This window comes from Paenibacillus sp. FSL H8-0260 (assembly GCF_045040625.1).
Taxonomy (GTDB): domain Bacteria; phylum Bacillota; class Bacilli; order Paenibacillales; family Paenibacillaceae; genus Paenibacillus_AQ; species Paenibacillus_AQ odorifer.
In genome coordinates this window covers 1595119-1614090 of sequence record NZ_CP150298.1, presented here as the reverse complement: position 1 = coordinate 1614090, position 18972 = coordinate 1595119, and the positions used below count along the sequence as shown (strand labels likewise).

The window sequence follows — 18972 nt, the reverse complement described above, 5'->3', positions numbered from 1 at the left end:
GGCTGAATACTTTTTATTCCAAGGCATGATCTCTCATAACATCCTCACCGGCTGCAATTTTTAGTGAAGTCCATTTCATCTCTTCCCCTGACCAGAATGGATCAGAAGGGAGCAGCCCCAGCGGGAGGAATACGGAGGCGCATAAATAAAGACTGCCTGTATTGATATAGCTCTCCGCAAGCTCCGGCTGATAACCGTATACCCCCGGACGTAGCCATCCGGACTCATCAAGCGTTCCCGGATATTCCATAATTCGCGTAATCACAGCTGTCAAAGCGCAGCGTACCTGTGCAGGGGGCAATGCTTCCTCCAAAAAATGCTGCAGCGCCGCCTGCGACAGCAGTTGAAACGCCCCAAAACGGTAAACGATCGAACGCCCGATAAAGGGATAGGTTCCATCCGGTGCAATGATCCGTTCGAGAACAGTAGCGTATCGCTGTGCCCGTTGCTGAATCAGCGGTTTCAATGCGGAATATTGCTCCGACTCCTGTTCAAAAAGTGCCACCACATCCACCAGCATCGGCTGAATAACAAAGCTGTTGTAATAATCCCAGTGAAAGTCCTTGCCATCCCCGTAAACTCCGTCGCCCTTATACCAATCCATGAACATATGGACCGCATAGCCAACGCGCATCCGGTCATATTCAGGATCGCCAAGTATATACAAAGCGGCTTCCACCATTGCGCTGAACAGCAGCCAGTTGCTGCCGCTTGGCGCTGTCCGGCGTGTCTGCTTCAGCGCTGTTATTACATTGCCTTTGACCCGCGCACTCAGCTTGCCGGCAAGCTGCTTTGGCGCACGCACCAGCGCGTGTGCCAAGAATGCCGCATCAACCAGCGGTTGGCCTTCAGTCTTGAATTCCATATAGTCAGGTGAATTCGGATCAACAGCGGCATCAATGGCTTCCAGCATTAGCCCGGCATAACGCGCTCTAAGCTGTTCTTCCTCACCCTCAAGTCCCTCTAGCTCAAGCCAAGGGGCCATTCCGCATGCCAATCTCGCAAAAGCCTCCAAATGGGCAAACTGGCTCCGGTCACTATGAAACTTAGTAGGCAACTGTTCCTTTAATTTCCGCTCAGCCAAAGCATTCAGCACAGGCCCCCCGATCAGCAGCATTGTATCCAGCCAGTATTTACGCTGTTCCTTCCCATTCATGCACAATTCCACCCTTTCAATTGCATCTAATCAGCTACAGCTACTTCTCTTGCCTACCGCCTGAATCTTGTTATATTGCGTAATCTTCTACTATAGTTTAGTGTTGTATTATTGCAATGTCTTTGCGAATAATGATGTTTTATTGCGTATATTGTGATCAATCTGAAAGGGGCAGTTCCAATGAAGCATGCCCAGTATTATGAGCCGTTCGATGGAGATATTCTGGCAGGTATCGGAAATTCGCCGATCTCACCTACCAGGGATTTCCACATCCATGACCACTATGAAATTTTCCTGTTCTTGGGCGGCAAGGTGAACGGTTTTGTAGATCAGTTCAGCTATCCCCTGCAGCGGGGCAATGTCCTGTTGTTCAACAATCACGAGATTCATAAAATCATCAATTTATCTCCGGAGCCCTATGAACGGTTGACAATCCATTTCAAAGCTCCACTTGTCTATCCCTTCTGTACCGCATCTACAAATCTGCTCGCTTGTTTCCAGAACCGCCAGCCCGGAGAGCATAATCTCGCGCAAATGGATGAACCGCTGATTGAAGAGTATACAACCCTTGCTTCCCGCCTGATTGAGACATTAGAGAATCAGCAGTACGGGAGCGAAGTTCTGGCTCTGACCTACCTGGTTCAGATCCTCGTCCTCATCAATGAGCTGTACAGCCGCACCCGATCCACCGTGCCCAGCATCATTTCCTCACATATTCAATCAGCCATGAGCTATATCGACAACCACTTGCATCTAAATCTGTCACTGGAGCAAATCGCTGGAGAACTGAACGTCGATAAATATTATCTCAGCCATCTGTTCAAACAGCAGACAGGCGGAACCATCTACCGTTACGTCTTGCTCAAAAAAATTGCGTTATCCAAGCAGCTCTTGTCCGCCGGGAACTCCGTATCCGATACCTGCTATCTGTCCGGCTTTAACGATTATGCCAATTTCATCCGTACCTTCAAGAACATCACGGGCATCCCACCCGGAAAATATAGTAAAAGAAGCTGAGCTTTAAAACTCAAATTCAAGGATTTTTCAAAAAAGATGCAATCGCTACTGCGGTGAATAGTTGGACTTCCGGCCGCTGTTTTCCTAAGCACTCCCCCGTCTCTCCAAATCTATAAAGAACCTGGCAGCCCGCTTAATGCAGCCTGCCAGGTTCTTTGAAATGCTACTTACAAATATCCCAGCAGATTGGAGATAACTTGCGCACCTTCGGCACGGGTCATCGTCTCTTGTGGCGCGAATTGCTTATTGCCGCGTCCCTTGATCAGTCCCGCCTGTTCGGCGATGTTTGCTGCGTTCTTCGCCCAGTCATGAATCCGGGAATAATCACTGAACGATCCTACAGCAGGTTCATTGGTCTCGCTTCCCTGCAAATATTCATAAGCACGAACGATCATCACAGCCATTTCCTCGCGGGTAATGCTCTGATCCGGGGCGAACGAATCCGCACTGCGTCCGAGCACGATACCCGTTCCGCTAACAGCTGCAACGGCTTCGGCATACCAGGCTTTGGAATCCACATCACCAAATGTTGAATGGCTTCCTGCCTTAAGCCCAAGCGCGCGTGCAATCATAGCAGCGAATTGTGCCCTAGTTACCTCCCCTTGCGGATTAAACTCCGTACTGGAAATGCCTTCAATAATATGCTTCGCAGCCATGGTCTTAATCACATTGCTGGCCCAGCTGTCACTGCTGACATCTGTGAACAGCTTATCGTATTCCAGGACTGCATACTGGCTGAAATGCCGTATTTCAGCAGTCCATTTACCATTAGTCAACGTTCCGCCCATGAATTCAAGCGCACCATTTGCAGAAATATAGTAGCTGCCGAGCAAGCTTATATTGGCATCCGGATCTACGTTGAACGTAAGTGTCAACGGTTTATCAAAAGCAGTTACCGTTACAGCAGTGCCGTTGGCAGCAACAACCTCCAAGCTGAAGTTAATCACATCACTTGCCGCAGATAAATGTACGGAACCATTAACAGCCCGATTATTGATTAACTGTTCCACAGCATCTCTGGATACCTTCACTGCTGAGAGCTTAATTCGCGCCCCCTCCGTTTGACCTCCAGTAGCTTTTTCTTGAATGCTCTTCAGCACTTCTGGGGTCAAATTGATAACAACCTTACTCCAAGCCAGACGTAGAGTGTTCTCTCCGATGATTCCTGATAATCCTGCTGGAAGCAGTACGGATTCTGTAGCTTCAGTAAGCTGAACCGTTATTACTCCTCCAACCGGTGCCGTAAAATCCTTTGGATCAAGAACCTTTTCGGTCTGCGGCAGCGGTGTTGGCGTTGGGGACGGGGTGACTGCTGGTGTCGGTGCTACCGTCCACACTGGTGCTTCCGTTGGCGCCGGCGTAGATGTTGCTGCTGTTGTTGGCTCCGGTTCCGGTGTTGGTGTTGGTGTCGGTGTTGGTGTTGGCGTCACTACCGGAGGTTGCTCTGCTTCGCCCACTGTCACGGTTCTAGTCACTTCGATAGCCGCGTTGCCCGCCGCATCACTCACATTATAATGATAGGTGTAGATGCCTGCCGCCTTAGTGTCCAGTGCCAGCACATTCTCCTCATTCTTCGTAATCGTTGCTACAATGTGCTCCGTAATGTCGCCGTCACGGTCATCTACCGCTGTCGCTCCGGCATCCATATAGCTTGCGCCATTTTCCAGTTGAATGGACGGTTCACCAAGCAGTGTAATCACCGGCTTCATTACATCCGGATCAAGTGCAACGACTACTTTTCTTGTCACTTCTTCAGCCTCATTGCCCGCAGTATCGCTGACATTATAATGGAAGGTATAAATATCAGCTTTCGCTGTATCGAGAGCAGTCAAGCCGTATACTTCACTGCTAACTGTTGTTGTTATACGGTCTGTAATATCACCATCCTTGTCATCATAAGCAGTCGCTCCTGCATCTGTATATTCAGAACCGATGTGCAAATTCACTATTGCATCACCTAACAGAGTAATCAAAGGCTGAACAGTATCCGGTTCCGGCAGCTTGATTGTTCCGCTCACCGAACTGTCCGCTGTGGCCTCTCCCTTACTCAGTGATACCGTAAAGTTGAAACTGCCGTTAGTCTCATCGGTTGCTTCTTGGAAGGAAGACAAGGTAATCTCACCGATCGCAACTCCGGTATCATTGAGACCGGGCAGAGCGCCTATCGTCTGCAGCAGCCAAGTCTGGACAGCTTCTTCGCTGTTTGCCACTTCCTTCTGCACGCTGTATACCGCACCTTCTATGATACTCTTAGCCTCATTTACAGCCTGCTCATTAGCAACACTGGCTTTATCTCTAGCTACAGCCACATAGCTGATCAATGCAGCCTGATTGCCTGAATACGTATTGTTTATTGAATATTTCACAGTACCGCTCACCGGAAGCGTGAAGTCATAGTTAATCATAGCGCCATTAGGACCTGCGACGAGTCCGGTTCGGACCGGTTTGGTCACTTCTTTCCCTTCAGCGTCGATATAGCTAAGCGTAATATCCATCGTGCGGTTGGTGTTGTTCCACCAGTCCCGATGGAATGACGTAATCGTATATTTGCCTGCGTTCAAAGGGAGCAGGTATACAAGTGGATTATTTTTTGTATCCGAACCATAAACACCTGTCTGACTTTTATCAGAGAGAACTACAGCGCCACCAAGCCCCTTGAGGAGGTACTTAGTACTGGTATGCCCCCATACGCCATTGCCTGTCGAAGGCTGATCCGCCTTGTTATTAAGCAAGCTGTCACCTACAAAATCCTTGATTAACGTATACGGCGGCGTGATACCGTCCACCGATACACCAGCATCGAGGAAGTATAAGAGACCCTCCGGTACCACTTCCACATAACAAGTTGTTTTCAGATTTCCATAAGTGCCGGTTACAGCTACCCGTTCATACGGATTGTTGAAGCTGGCCGCATTTACATTCCACTTTACTGATACCAGCAATTTGGATCCGTCTGTCCGAGTGGCTTCCACCTTGTCTGGAAGATCCGGCAGTTTTCCGGCATAAGTAGCCAAATCCTGAGGAGCGACAAGCTCCCGTATATCTCCCGTAGTCAACTGGTTCTGGGCGGAGATCAGGCGTGCTTCAAGCTGAGTAACTCCTTCCTGATCCAATTTGTATAAAATAGGATTATCCAGTGCTTCCTGTGCAGCGCTCTGTGCATCTACGAAGAGCTGCCAGTCTCTGTCCGAATATTCATCCTGTTTGTTCATTTCTTTCGCGGCTGTTACCGCCGCCTGAAGAGCAGCAGTATCTACAGTACCGGTTACTTCCCCGGAAACAACCGCCACCGCGTCGACAACCAAGGTGCCGCTTACCACCTTTATCTGCACATGGTGCTGGCCATATTTAAGCCCGCGGAGTGCGTACGTCTGGTACAGCTCCTTGGAAGCTAATGTATCAGCCGATAGAGCAATAACTTTTCCGTCCACCGTTACCTCAAGCTTCGCCGATCCGTTATTCGCTCCTAGAATATCCAGTCCGGTGCCTTCAAACGTATATTCCATTGCAGCGTCTACAGCCTGGCTGGTAGAAAGAGAACGCTGGTAAATGTACATGCCCGCTCCATTTATATGGCTCCACGACCCGGTATATATCAGTTTAGGGTTCGGAGCAGCTGCCAGGTCATACATCTCAAGATTGTCTAGAAGCTCTGAATAATACGGCGTGTAGCCCTCAACCTTCTCCACCTTCAAATTATCGAAGCGGACGTGATAGTAGCCGCTGGCCAGATCTACCCGGCCGGACAATTCAGGAGTAGGGTCGGTATAGGAAGCCAGCTTCACCCCATCCAGATAGGCAGTCACTTTATCGCCTGCAACCTGAACGGCAATATTATGCCATGCGTCATATGCGGTATCGAATCCGTCGATCTTCACGCCGCCGGAACCGTTCGCGGCATTTCCGCTCGCAACTGCGCTATTGTTGACCAGCAGCTGCCAGCCGCCGTCGAACCAGAATTTCAGCACATACGGTGTACCGGTTATGGAGTGGGAACTGCCACCTCCCTGATAACGGGCGCCTATCGCAGCATAATTGGCTCCGCCCTGAGTATTGTTTGTTTCGAACGAAACATCAACACTGGCCTTGTAGTTCATCCACCGGTTGTCGCCGATGGCCGTTACGGGATCTCCGCTGTTCCATGTGCCGCCAAGCCCCATGGTTCCCGTGTCCAGCTGCTGCCGCAGGACATAATTGTCTGAACCGTCCGGAAGATAGGCCTCAAATGCCCCGTTGCGGTCATGGGTATAACGCGGGATAACGCTTTGGGAACCGCCGCGGGATTCGATATAGCTCTGGGTACCCTCAAATTGACCGCCTGCACCAATCTTCACAACAGTCTGCTTGGAATAGTCAAAATCATCAGCGTACAGAATGTTGTCCCCAGTACTGTGTCCTGCTCCTGTAGCATCAGTATCCAGTACGGTACGCTCGCCTTCTACAGGCAGCGGTGTATTATATTCTTCTTTGTCCTTGTTCTTCAAAGTAGACACAGTCACGGTCGAATACGGTTTAACCTTAACGGTATACACCCCGCTGCCATCAGCAGTGACATCACCGAGATACTGCATATAATTGCTGTTGAACGCTTCTCCTGCATCAGCGGCACGGGTTTCCCATACTTCCATGGATGGATTACCCGTATAAGCCATATTGACTGTCTGCAGCTTGTAGATTTTGGAATACTCGCTATCGTTCACGATAACCGTCGAGAAATCTTTTTTATCAGGTGCTGCAAGGGTTATATAGCTAGGGGAACCGTTGCGGCCGCTGACCGGATTGGTGCCTGTCGCACCTGTAGAGCTGGCTTGAGGAACCGCTCGCCAGATCCCAGCAGTATTATCCTCGTTCTCCCAGCCTACATTCGCAAACCAGCTGTAATGCTGCAGAGTGACAAGACCCGCATCATAATGAATCCATCCCGTCCACGGATCGCGCATGCTGACCAATTCCTTGAAGGAATATTGTCCGCCTTCATAAAAGGAACCAATGGCGGGCTGGTAAATAAAGTGTGTCCGGCGGGAGTTAACGAATCCTTTAATAATCGTGTTACTCATCTCCAGCGGACTGCCGACACCACCAATGCCGGTTCCTGCCACTGTAGGATCTTTCATATTGTTGTTAGGACGGAAAGAGGAATTACTGAAGGTAGACTGCGCCTCGCTGTTCCAAACCTCAATATCATATTGTTCTGCGAGTTTTTTGAAATTGCCTGCGCTGTCGTCGTCCGTGTTGTAGTGGTATCCAGCGATCGGCACGGCTTCCCGCAGAGAAGGATCACTCACCATACTGGCACCGAAGCTGCCAATCCCGACTTCATCGGATATCACAGACTTGATCCGGTTGTACAGTTCCCGCTCTTCGGTGCTGTTGAAGCCTTCGCTGTCAGTCTTGACTCTCTCAGCGTACTGTTTGGTCCACGCCAAATCTGGAGCGTGCTCGTTGATATAAGGATTAACGTAATCGGCCATATAACCGTATTCACGATAAGCAGCCAGGATGGTTTTTTTGTACCATGTATAGATTTTGTCGTTGTTATTCGCCCAGGCCGGAGCACTCCATCGCAGGATACTCACTTTAAGATCAGGGTTCACTGCCTTGGCATCTGCGGCAAGCTGGAAGCCGGGATGCCGGGTAACATTTGCCTCTTCATCGGCCGTACGCATAGTCGCCGGGTCAGGTCCCGTGGAGTTATTGCGGTCATTGCCCATCTCGATTTTCACATGCGTCATGAGCGGATGTTCTCCACCAAATAAGATCTGTAGCATTTCTGCATAAGCCTCTGGATGCTCTGACTTATAGTCCAGCAAAAGCGCACTGGTGCTGTTAGCGCTTAGTACACCAAATCCCTTGAATGTGAGGCCGTTGACATTGTCAGCTTGGATATCGTTGCCGTCAAGCAGAACCTTGACCATAGAAGCTGCGCTCTGTGTAGCCTCTTCGATCTGTTTCTTGATTCCGCCCTTGGCAACGGCGAACCAGCTCAAAATAGGTTTTTCGTCAGCAACATAGGCGTAAGTCAACGTCATTGGACTACTAACGTCAATGTCTCCAGGAATGGTGAATTCGCCGGAAATTAGTTTAGTCACATTAGTGTTGAACTGGTCAAACAAGATGTTCTTGGTTGCCCCGCTAGCATCCTTATACTCGATCTGAGGACGTATTACACGGGAGCGGCTGCCGTACCAATCATGGAAACCGCTGCTGAGCGTATAGGTTCCAGCTTCAAGCGCTTTTAATTTATACACGATATGATTGCTGGCAGGGTCGGCACGAAGTCCGACAGTCCATAGGGACGGATCGGTGGCTGGATCGGTAAGTCCCCCGTCTTTGGAATTCTTGACCTTGTTTACGGAATCATCAAATCCCCAGTCCGCCGTACCGCTGATATACTTCTGGTCGGGTGACTGGTTGAGCAAATCGCTGCCGTTCAGCGTGCGCACCGCTTCGTACAGCGGCGAGGAAGTAGGCCCGTTGCCTACGGAATCGCCCCCTCTGCCGCTATCTACAAAGTAAACCAACGGATTACTTGCGGGCGGAATAACTTCCACACTGGCTACGACCGGCCCCCCGTTTGCTGTACCGCTGACGGTCACGGCATCGTATGGCACGGCAAAGGTATCTGCTCCAATATTCCAGTTCACTGCTGTTCTCTGGCCTCCGATATCAATGCTGGCTGGCAGCGTTGTATCTGCAATTGTTGTAGTCCCCATATGGGCGGCAGCGTAGATAGAATTTACGGTAGCAGCAGAGGCTGCAGGCAGAGTGAATGCCGGAAACATCCCAACTACGAGCGCAGTAGTCATCGTTATTGAGAAAAGCCTTTTTCGAACGTGCTTTCTGTTCATTCTCTTCTCCTCCTTTGATGGCCAATAATAAAAGAAAGCGTATTCATTTTATTGTTAAATGAAAAATTACTAGAGTTATACAGACCCCTTTGACTTATAAAAAAACCTGGCAGCCTATGAAGCATGCAACTGCCAGGTCAAATACGGTTCTAGCCCTTAATGCCCGATGCTGCAACACCTTGTACAAAGTACTTTTGCAGAGCCAGGAAAACAATTACAACCGGAATAATGGACACCACACTCGCGGCCATAATCAGGCCATATTCGGCGGAATATTGCGAGATGAACATTCTTAGTCCGATTTGGATAGTCTTGAGTTTCGTATCTGTCAGATAAATCATTGGCCCCAGGAAGTCATTCCAGGTAGCGACAAAGGTGAAGATCGTCAATGTAGACAATGCTGGCTTGGACAACGGCAGCATGATTCGCGCCCAAATTCCATATTCGCTCAAGCCGTCAATACGGGCAGCCTCGCATAATTCATCCGGAACACCTTGATAGAACTGGCGCATCAGAAATACTCCAAATGCCGAGAATGCCTGCAGCAGTATGATTGCCAAATGCGTGTTGTTAAGTCCCATGTAACGCATCAGGATAAATTGCGGCACCATGTAAGCCTGCCAAGGGATCGCAATCGTTGCAATATATCCAAGGAATAGAATGTTTTTTCCCCGGAAATGCAGTTTGGAGAACGCGTACGCAGCAAAGCTGGAAGTCAGTAGTTGTAGAATCGTTACGATAATCGATAATTTCGCCGTATTGTAAATAAAACGGCCCAGCGGAATGCGTGTCCAGATATCCGCGAAATTCTCCCAGCGCGGATTCTGTGGAATCCACTGCATTGGGAAGGAAAAGACATCTTTGTTCATCTTGAGTGAAGAAGACAACATCCATATATACGGAACCAGCATCGCCAGTACTGTCGCAAACAACAAAATATACACAAGAACCATAATGCTGATTCGAAGTCCTTTACTTTTACCAACCATATCTTTTGAATCCTCCTATTGTCCGTATTTCTTCTCGCCGCGGAACTGGACGATGGTGATGCCAAGTACCAGCAGAAACAATACAATGGCCATGGCGCTGGCATATCCGTAATCAAGCGAGCGGAACGCCGTATTATAGATTTGATACACCATAACCCTTGTAGAATCATTCAACTGGTTATCGGCGCCGGCAAATAGGTTGATAAAGATATCGTAGACTTTGAACGAATTGATGACTAGAATCATCAGAACAAAGAAAGAGGTAGGCGCCAGTTGAGGGACCGTCACATTGCGGAATCTTCTCCACGCGCCCGCACCATCAAGTTCAGCAGCCTCATACAATTCAGGGTTGATGCCCTGAAGACCTGCCAAGTAAATAACCATGTAATAACCCATGTTTTTCCATACTGTAAACAGTATTACTGTGAACATCGCCCAGTGTTTATCCGCTGCCCAGCGGGGAAGATCCTCCAGCGGGATACCGGTAAGGGTATGCAGGATATTGTTGATCGGACCCATCGTAGGACTGAAGATAAAGTTCCATACGGCAGCAACGGCTACCAGCGATGCTACATAAGGGAAAAAGAATACAGTTCTCATGAAATTGCGGGCCATTATCTTCTGATTAAGCAGAATCGCCAGCGCCAGCGCGACAATCATGGTGAACGGTACTACGCCAATAGTGTAAACAATGGTATTCCATAATGCTTTGTGAAATGTTGTATCTCTGATCAACCGGGTGAAATTGTCCAGCCCGATAAACTTCATTGGATTGGCCCCGTCCCATTTCACAAAAGCAAGGATAAAGGCAAAAAACATAGGTACCAGTGTAAACAGGGCAAATCCGATAAAGTTCGGCGCAATGAAGCTGTAAGCTACCAGGTTTTCCCGGACACCTTTTGACAAATGACGTTTAGGGATCTTTTTTGTACCCAATATGGTTTCGTTCTGCATTCTTTCTCCTCCAAACCTTCTAAAACTTTCCCCACAAATCTATACTTTTTAATATAAAAGGCGGGCTTTCACCCGCCCTTAGAACCGGCTCTCTTAAGGTTAATTATTCAAGAGCTGCTGTACGCGAGCATTCATATCATCCAAACCTTCGTCAATCGAAGCATTTTTAGTCATAATATTGTCATGCGCTTCATTCAAAATAACTTCGATGTCTGCGCTCTTTTCATGCATAGGCATTTCCAGATAAGTCTTAACAGTAGTCAGTGCCGCTTTGCTGTTCTCATCCGTAGGGAAGCCCTCGATGGAAGTAATGGAATTGATAACTTCATCATTCTTAATCGCTGGAATGGTTCCGGTGGAAGCAATAACTTTAGCGCCTTCTTCACCAGTCACGAATTTCATGAAATCAAGTGCTGCTTCTTTATGTTTGGATTTCTGATTTACAGCTAGGGAAGTAATTGTACCCAAGGTTGTACCGGCTTCCACACCATCCGGATGAGGGTATTTCGCAATGCCCCAGTTAGCCGATTGGGACTCGCCACTCTTCACTTTCTCAATCTGTGTAGCGATAAACCAGCTGCCCATGTTCATAGTAGCAACGGAATTATTGTAGAATACGCCAGAATAGTGCGTGCTTGAAGTCTTCAGTGTGGCGTAATCCATTACGATGCCGTCTTCCTGTTCTTTCAGGATCCGCTCATAGGTTGGCTTCAAGAAATCGTAGTTTCCGTCAACAACAGTGTTCTTGCCGTCCAGAATACCGAACAGTTGAACCGCACTACGCCAAGTATGGTAGTGAGCTCCGTACACTTTTTCAGAACCGCTGCCGGAAGTCATTTTTCTGGCCAACTCATCATATTGCTCGAATGTCATATCATTGCTTGGATATTCAACGCCTGCTTTGTCGAACAAATCTTTATTGTAGTAGAGAATCCAGAAATCGCTGCGGAAAGGAAGCGCATACACCTCATCGTTCACTTCGATTTGTTCTACAGTACCTCCATATACCGAAGGATCAATAGCGTTGCCACTCATAAAGCTTTTAAGCGGCTCCAGGTGATTCTGTTTCACAAGGTTCGAGTAGCCCGGAATATCTTTAATTGTAAGTACGTCCAGATCTGCGCCACCGGACAGTTGTGTGCTTAACATGGTCATATAGTCCGTCGACCCCAGATCGACATATTCGATCGTTACATTCGGATGCTCAGCTTTATAGGCATCGATTAGCGGCTTGTAGTAAGCAGTAGCTTCCCAATCCCACAAGGCCCATTTCAAAGTCACAGGCTCCTGGCTCGGTTCAGCGGAAGCGTTTGCAGAATTCCCCGTTGCTGGAGCTGTCGTTGCAGCAGCACCTTCGTTGTTGTTATTACCAGAACATCCAGCCAACAGACTCATGGAGAATACTGTGGCGAGGGTTATGCCATAGAATCTTTTCAGTTTCATTTAAATATCCCCTTTTCTTCTGATTGTGTAACTACGATCGGCTCTTCTGAGCTTAGTTCAAAGTTTATAGCTTTTTTCGCAAGAATGGCATGCATTATCAAACAAAGTTCATTCACTTTTCTGTGTTCTTCTTCCCTGCTCCGGTTCAAACCTGTAATTTTCTATCTAAAACATGTAAAATATTCAGCTTATGTACCTCCCCCTGTATCGGAACGCAGGAATATGCTATGGTATATGAAAACGCTTTATATGTTTTCACATTTTGTAGAGGAGTGTTAAATACGGTAAGAAAATCCACCATTAAAAGTCGCATTATTCTGCTCATGGCCGTATTCGCACTGCTGATAGCGTCGCTGTTGTCTTTTTTTAGCTATGAATTAATTACTTATTATCAGCGTAAAACAACCATCCAGGCGACCGAGTTCAATCTGCAGCTGGTATCCCATATTATTGAACAGGATTTAATTGATCTGTCATCGCTGGCGATGACCTGCAGCACTAACTCTTCTACTAATACCCTGATTACAGACTACTTCAGCTCACCTAAGGCTAGCTCTAAGGAAGCAGTTAATGTATTCAACTCGATGCAGCAGGACTTCCTGAACAACCGCTCCAACAGCTATGCCCGCCGTCTGATTGTTACGGACAGCAACGGAAAGTTTCTGCAGGTGGATAAAACCGGCACCTCTGTTCCGCTTACCATACACAATATCGGTCAAATTACCGGCCTTAGCAACGATGCCGAGGAGAAATGGGACCGGGTGATCAAGGACCCGCTGTCTAATACGAACGGGATTCCATTTGTTTTTCCTATTTACGGCAAAGGGGCTTCCCGGGTTGGAACGGTGTACCTGTTAGCAAATACCACTGTTATTACCGACAAGCTGAAAGGGTACTCCCTGCCGAAGAATTCCCGGCTGCTGCTGACGCTCGGCAATCATCATTATCAGCTCATCGGCGATCAGGTCATCGCCATTGCAGAGCCGTATGAACCGGTGGCCTATACCAATGATAAACCTGTCGGTCCGCAAACTGAGCTGTCCATGGTCAAGCTCGAGGACGAGAAAGAGAGCCATATCGTGGTATCTTATCCCGTCCGCAGCGGAGTCATTCTGTCACAGACTTTATCCAATGACCTGTTCGCTCCCAAGACAAATATATGGATTCTGGTTATGCTCGGCGTCTGTCTCCTGGTTATTGTCTTAAGCGCTATCATTACGCTGTATCTGACCCGTACCATCAGTCTTCCGGTGGAAAAACTGAAGAAGCGGATTGATAAGATCGCCCAGGGCAATTTCCTGCTGGACCGCAATATCGAATGGAACAGCGAGCTTGGCGATGTCGGCCGGGGCATTAACCGCCTGTCCCAAGATATCGTAGCGCTTATGGACAGCCGGCTCGCTGACGAGAAACAGAAGCAGGAGCTGGAATACCGGATGCTGCAGAGTCAGATCAATCCCCATTTCCTGTACAACACACTAAATTCGATCAAATGGATGGCTACAATTCAGAATGCTACCGGCATCGCGGAAATGACCACTTCACTATCCAGACTGCTGCGCAGCATCGCCAAAGACAACCGTAGACTAATGCCCTTGAAAGATGAGCTGAGCCTGCTGGATGATTATTTTCTAATTCAGAAATACCGCTATGGCAGTACGGTCTCTATGGTAAAGGAGATTGACAACGAGGAACTGCTAACCGGCCTAATTCCACGATTCACGCTCCAGCCCCTGGTCGAGAACGCCATCTTCCATGGCATTGAGCCCAAAGGCAGAGGAGAAATTCTCATTAAGGTGACCAAAAGTGGATTCGCCGATATTCTAGTTACGATTGAAGACAATGGTGTAGGGATGAAGGAAGAAGAAATCTCCACGATTCTGTCGAATCCAGGTGATGGAAGCAAAGAAATGCCCGAGAATATTGGACTCCGCAGCGTAAATGAACGTTTGCGCCTGGCATTTGGGGATAATTACGGTCTTTCGATTGAGAGTGAGTCGGGCCAATATACCCGGATGAAGATTCTTCTGCCGTTCCTGCAAAAGGAATAGAGTAGCATATCAAGCAAGGATGTGATGGAATTGATCAAGTTGTTAATTGCTGATGACGAGGCGCTGGTCTGCATCGGCTTGCAGTCCATGCTTAAGTGGGAGCAATATAATATAGAAATTGTCGGCATTGCACACAACGGGGCTCAAGAGGAAGAAATGATTGACACCCTACGTCCTGACATCGTAATCAGCGATATAAAAATGCCAATTAAAAGCGGCTTAGAAGTTGCCAATGCGGTACGCAAAAAACACGGCCGGCTTCCGCTGTTCATCATCTTAACAAGCTACGAGGAATTCGAATACGCGCGTGGAGCGATTGAAGTGCAAGCCACAGATTATCTAGTGAAGCTAGAACTGACACCAGAGGCACTTGATGCCTCCATTCGGAAAGCAATTTCCCAGTTGGAGGCTTTTCAAACCCTAGACAGCTATCCCATGCTTGCTCATAGAGGCAATCTACAAGCTCAACGCGATAAATTTTTCATCCGCCTGTTCAATAACTTATTCGCAAATAAAAACCAGTACCTTTTGCAGAGAGATGATTTAAACCTTGAGCTCAAGGAACCTGCTTATCTAGTCTGCACTTGCCGTATTTTGGGACCAGACAGTGTCCCGCCACGCGGCGATAAAATGGTTGCTCTGTGCTCAAGTACCGTCCAAATGGCTAAAGATACGCTTACTTCCATAAGACCTTGTTATGTGAGCAGTCTGGACTTGCGCAATTTTGCTGTAACCCTGCCCGTCAACGGGACGGATTCACGGCAATGGATGCCTGAGATTGAAATGCTATTGACCCATATGGCCTCCATACTCCATAACTACTTCAATGTAAGGATCATCGGCGCGATCGGCTTTGCGGTCGAGGATCCTTATTTGCTGCGGGAAAGCTACCTCGCTGCCCGAAAAGCGCTTCCTGCTGCGGTTAAAGCACAGTCGTTTGTGTTTTTTGCCGAAGGAGAGTCGCTGGAGCAGGATCATCTGTTGTTTGATTTCTCCGAATTGCGTACAGAGATCCGCCGTGCTTTTGAAGAAATGGATACCCAAGCTTTATACGCCATTATCTCCAAAATGATCGAAATCTTCGACGGCCGGGCCGACCTGCTGGTTCCCGCCACTGATGCCGCCTGCAACATTCTGTACATGGCCACTTCACTGCTCGCAGACGGTGAGAACATTGTGGAACAAATTTTCGAAAATGAACCGGAGGGCTACCGGGCTATCTACCAGATGCATACGATTGAAGAGATCGCTGGCTGGCTGATCCAGTTCCGGGACGGTTGCTCAGACATCCTCTCTACCCGCAGACAAAGCTACAAGGAGCAGCTCGTCAAAAATGTCCAAGAGTATATTAAACGAAATCTCGGAACTAAGCTCTCGCTCAATCAAGTGGCTGATGTCTTTAATTTCAGTCCCAACTATCTGAGCCACCTTTTCTCCAAGGTTGCCAAGGTCAACTATGTGGAATATATCACGGAGATCAAAATCACGACAGCCAAAGAAATGATGGCACGTGGGGAAGGTCGCATCTACGAAATCTCACAGAAGCTGGGATATGAGAGTGCCTTCTATTTCAGTAAAGTTTTCAAAAAGGTAACCGGAATTTCCCCCAGGGAATACATGCAGCAACTTAAAGCAGATTCACCATCTGACCGAAGCCTCGGAGTGAACAACCGTTCTTGAGATCAAGAGATTATTAAGAGTAATCCCACTTCGCAAAAATAAAGCCAATAAATCTGCAAGGAGCAGGCTCTGTTCCTTGCAGATTTATTGGCTTGCCATCACCCTCAGCAGCATCCCTAAGTATCACCCTTATTCCTGCAATTTTTTTATTTTTATTTTTAAACTAGCAAAATGCTAATACTCCGGTCTTTCTGCCCTAAAAGTCTACCAAAAAACCGCTTACGAGACACTTTCTCAGCTATTAAGACTGCTGTTCCCATATTGACTTTTCAACATATAGTAATTAAAATAAACAACGCACACTAAATATAGTATAGATACGATTTTTCAGAATTTATAGCTTATCCATTCAGTTTTCATACTATTTTCAATAGTTTTTAATATTTACAGGGGGACAGACACCATGCTAGTCGCGTATGATTCAAAAACAGGAAATGTCAGACGCTTCATCAGCAAACTTAAGTTGCCGGCTGTGCAGATTGAGGAGCATATGACGATTGATGAGCCCTATGTGCTTATTACATATACCACCGGCTTTGGACAGATTCCAGAAAAGGTGTCTACTTTCTTGAAGAACAATAATGCCAATCTGAAGGGCATCGCCGCCAGCGGCAATAAGAACTGGGGCGAGCTGTTCGCGCACAGCGCGGACTTGATTGCAGATCGGTATAACGTGCCCGTTATCGGTAAATTTGAGTTATCGGGTACATTTGGCGATGTAGAACGGATTAAACAGGAGGTGAGCCGGGTTGCGGCATATTGAATTAAACAACATGTTGATGAAGAGAGACGAAAGTGGCTTCTTTCAGTTAGACAAAGATCTTGAGGCAGTAGCCGAATTTATGCGGGATGTAGAGCGCCGGAGTCTGGTTTTTGCGAATACAAAAGCCAAGGTTGATTATATGATTGAACAGGATTTCTACGAGAATTTTTACGAACAGTACAGCACGGCGGAAATTGAAGAAGTCTACCAGATTAGCCATGCCTACAACTTCAGTTTTCCATCTTATATGGCAGCTTCGAAATTCTACACGGATTACGCTGTAAAAACCAATGACCGTAAACAATATCTGGAGCATTACCCGGACCGTGTGGCGGCAGTCGCCCTTCACCTGGGACGCGGCAACGCCGATACTGCGGGGGTACTTGCCCGTTCGATGATGGAACAGCGCCTGCAACCTGCGACACCAACCTTCTTAAATGCCGGTAAGAGCCGGCGTGGTGAGCTCGTCTCCTGCTTCCTAATCGAAATGGACGACTCGCTCAATTCCATCAACTATGTGCTGAATACCTGCATGCAGTTGTCGAAGATCGGTGGCGGTGTGGCCGTTAACCTATCCAAGCTACGCTCCCGTGGTGAAACTATCAAGGGTGTTGAGGATGCTGCGAAGGGAATTATACCTGTACTCAAGCTGATGGAAGACGGCTTCTCCTATGCAGATCAGATGGGTCAACGTAAAGGATCAGGAGCAGCCTATTACAACATTTTTGGCTGGGATGTTCTGGAATTCCTTGACAGCAAGAAGATCAACGCCGACGAAAAAACAAGACTCAAAACCCTGTCCATCGGCCTGATTATTCCAAACCGCTTCTATAAGCTGGCGAAGGACAATGAAGCGCTGCATGTATTTGCTCCTTACAGTGTGTACAAAGCCTACGGCACGCATCTCGACGATATGGATCTGGATGACATGTATGATAAGCTGCTGGCCGATCCACGTGTCAAAAAGAAGAAAGCTATGAGCGCACGGGATATGCTGACCAAAATTGCCATGATCCAGCTGGAATCTGGCTATCCATATATCATGAACAAGAGCAATGCCAATGCGGCCCATGCCCTGAAAAACGTCGGACAGATCAAAATGTCCAACCTTTGTACTGAAATCTTTCAGCTGCAGGAGACCTCAGAGATTGCCGACTACGGACAGGAGAGTACAATCCGCCGCGATGTAAGCTGCAATCTGGCTTCCTTGAACATTGTTAACGTGATGGAACATGGCAAAATCCGTGAATCCGTACATGAGGGCATGATCGCCCTAACCGCTGTTAGCGATATGACCAGTATTTCCAATGCCCCAGGCGTAGCCAAAGCAAACAAGGAAATGCACTCTGTCGGTCTTGGCGTCATGAATCTGCACGGCTATCTGGCTAAGAACAACATTGCTTATGAAAGCGAGCAGGCACGCGATTTTGCCCGGACCTTCTTTATGACTATGAATTTCCACTCGCTGGAGAAAAGCATGGAAATCGCTGCCGCCACGGGCCGATCTTTCCATGGATTTGAGGCTTCTGATTATGCTACGGGAGCTTATTTCGAGCGTTACCTGACTACTAATTACCGCCCGGTTACCCCAAGGGTACAAGAGTTATTCGGAGATATTTATATCCCATCCCCAGCAGACTGGGAACAATTGCGGGATGCGGTAAAAGCAAATGGCCTATACCATGCTTACCGTTTGGCGATTGCGCCAACGGCCAGCATTTCCTATATCCAAAACGCCACTTCAAGCGTTATGCCGATTGTTGAGCAGATTGAGACTCGGACTTATGCTAATTCAACTACTTATTATCCGATGCCGTACCTGCGGCCGGACAATGTGTTTTTCTATAAATCGGCTTACCAGATGGACCAGTTCAAGGTAATCGATCTGATCGCGGAAATTCAGCCCCATATCGACCAAGGTATCTCGACCGTTCTGCATGTTAACAGTGATGTTTCCACCAGAGAACTGGCCCGCTCCTACCTGTATGCGGCGCATAAAGGATTGAAGTCGCTGTATTACACCCGGACCAAAAAGCTGTCCGTCGAGGAATGCCTCACCTGCTCGATCTAA

Annotated in this window: 10 protein-coding genes; 5 read left to right on the top strand and 5 right to left on the bottom strand. The window is 47.9% G+C overall.

Features of this window, described 5'->3' with window-relative positions:
• Positions 1 to 13: 13 nt before the first annotated feature.
• Positions 14 to 1156: a DUF2264 domain-containing protein gene (locus MHI51_RS07030; protein WP_405173716.1), complete on the bottom strand. Its 1143-nt coding sequence runs from the start codon at positions 1154 to 1156 to the stop codon at positions 14 to 16.
• Between the two features lie 180 nt (positions 1157 to 1336).
• Between MHI51_RS07030 and MHI51_RS07025 the strand changes: the two genes are divergently transcribed.
• Positions 1337 to 2173 (top strand): AraC family transcriptional regulator, encoded by an 837-nt coding sequence (locus tag MHI51_RS07025; RefSeq protein WP_076185376.1) that lies wholly within the window; start codon positions 1337 to 1339, stop codon positions 2171 to 2173.
• 167 nt (positions 2174 to 2340) lie between these two features.
• On the opposite strand, the gene MHI51_RS07020 is transcribed toward MHI51_RS07025, so the two are convergent.
• The 4 genes from MHI51_RS07020 to MHI51_RS07005 form a co-directional block, all read right to left on the bottom strand.
• A complete protein-coding gene (locus tag MHI51_RS07020) occupies positions 2341 to 9021 on the bottom strand; it encodes an S-layer homology domain-containing protein (RefSeq protein ID WP_405173715.1) in 6681 nt (2226 codons plus the stop codon).
• A 149-nt stretch (positions 9022 to 9170) separates the two neighbouring features.
• Entirely contained in the window at positions 9171 to 10010 is an 840-nt protein-coding gene (locus tag MHI51_RS07015; RefSeq protein WP_081383301.1) for a carbohydrate ABC transporter permease, read from the bottom strand.
• A gap of 15 nt (positions 10011 to 10025) precedes the next feature.
• A complete protein-coding gene (locus MHI51_RS07010) occupies positions 10026 to 10964 on the bottom strand; it encodes a carbohydrate ABC transporter permease (RefSeq protein WP_036675858.1) in 939 nt (312 codons plus the stop codon).
• Between the two features lie 99 nt (positions 10965 to 11063).
• Positions 11064 to 12407: a sugar ABC transporter substrate-binding protein gene (locus MHI51_RS07005; RefSeq protein ID WP_036675860.1), complete on the bottom strand. Its 1344-nt coding sequence runs from the start codon at positions 12405 to 12407 to the stop codon at positions 11064 to 11066.
• Between the two features lie 227 nt (positions 12408 to 12634).
• Between MHI51_RS07005 and MHI51_RS07000 the strand changes: the two genes are divergently transcribed.
• From MHI51_RS07000 to nrdE, 4 genes are all read left to right on the top strand, one after another.
• On the top strand, positions 12635 to 14458 hold the full coding sequence (locus MHI51_RS07000) for a sensor histidine kinase (protein WP_081387872.1): 1824 nt from the start codon (positions 12635 to 12637) through the stop codon (positions 14456 to 14458).
• 30 nt (positions 14459 to 14488) lie between these two features.
• On the top strand, positions 14489 to 16138 hold the full coding sequence (locus tag MHI51_RS06995) for a helix-turn-helix domain-containing protein (RefSeq protein ID WP_076185377.1): 1650 nt from the start codon (positions 14489 to 14491) through the stop codon (positions 16136 to 16138).
• Positions 16139 to 16541: 403 nt separating this feature from the next.
• Positions 16542 to 16901, top strand: coding sequence for a class Ib ribonucleoside-diphosphate reductase assembly flavoprotein NrdI (nrdI, locus tag MHI51_RS06990; protein ID WP_036675861.1), 360 nt, complete (start codon positions 16542 to 16544; stop codon positions 16899 to 16901).
• Positions 16888 to 18972: a class 1b ribonucleoside-diphosphate reductase subunit alpha gene (gene nrdE / locus MHI51_RS06985; protein ID WP_405173714.1), complete on the top strand. Its 2085-nt coding sequence runs from the start codon at positions 16888 to 16890 to the stop codon at positions 18970 to 18972. The genes nrdI and nrdE overlap by 14 nt, the downstream gene beginning before the upstream one ends.

Excerpts from the sequence above, each read along its gene's own strand:
- MHI51_RS07030 (WP_405173716.1), bottom strand. The coding sequence starts at position 1,156 with ATGAATGGGAAGGAACAGCGTAAATACTGGCTGGATACAATGCTGCTG.
- MHI51_RS07025 (WP_076185376.1), top strand. The coding sequence starts at position 1,337 with ATGAAGCATGCCCAGTATTATGAGCCGTTCGATGGAGATATTCTGGCA.
- MHI51_RS07020 (WP_405173715.1), bottom strand. The coding sequence starts at position 9,021 with ATGAACAGAAAGCACGTTCGAAAAAGGCTTTTCTCAATAACGATGACT.
- MHI51_RS07015 (WP_081383301.1), bottom strand. The coding sequence starts at position 10,010 with ATGGTTGGTAAAAGTAAAGGACTTCGAATCAGCATTATGGTTCTTGTG.
- MHI51_RS07010 (WP_036675858.1), bottom strand. The coding sequence starts at position 10,964 with ATGCAGAACGAAACCATATTGGGTACAAAAAAGATCCCTAAACGTCAT.
- MHI51_RS07005 (WP_036675860.1), bottom strand. The coding sequence starts at position 12,407 with ATGAAACTGAAAAGATTCTATGGCATAACCCTCGCCACAGTATTCTCC.
- MHI51_RS07000 (WP_081387872.1), top strand. The coding sequence starts at position 12,635 with ATGGTATATGAAAACGCTTTATATGTTTTCACATTTTGTAGAGGAGTG.
- nrdI (WP_036675861.1), top strand. The coding sequence starts at position 16,542 with ATGCTAGTCGCGTATGATTCAAAAACAGGAAATGTCAGACGCTTCATC.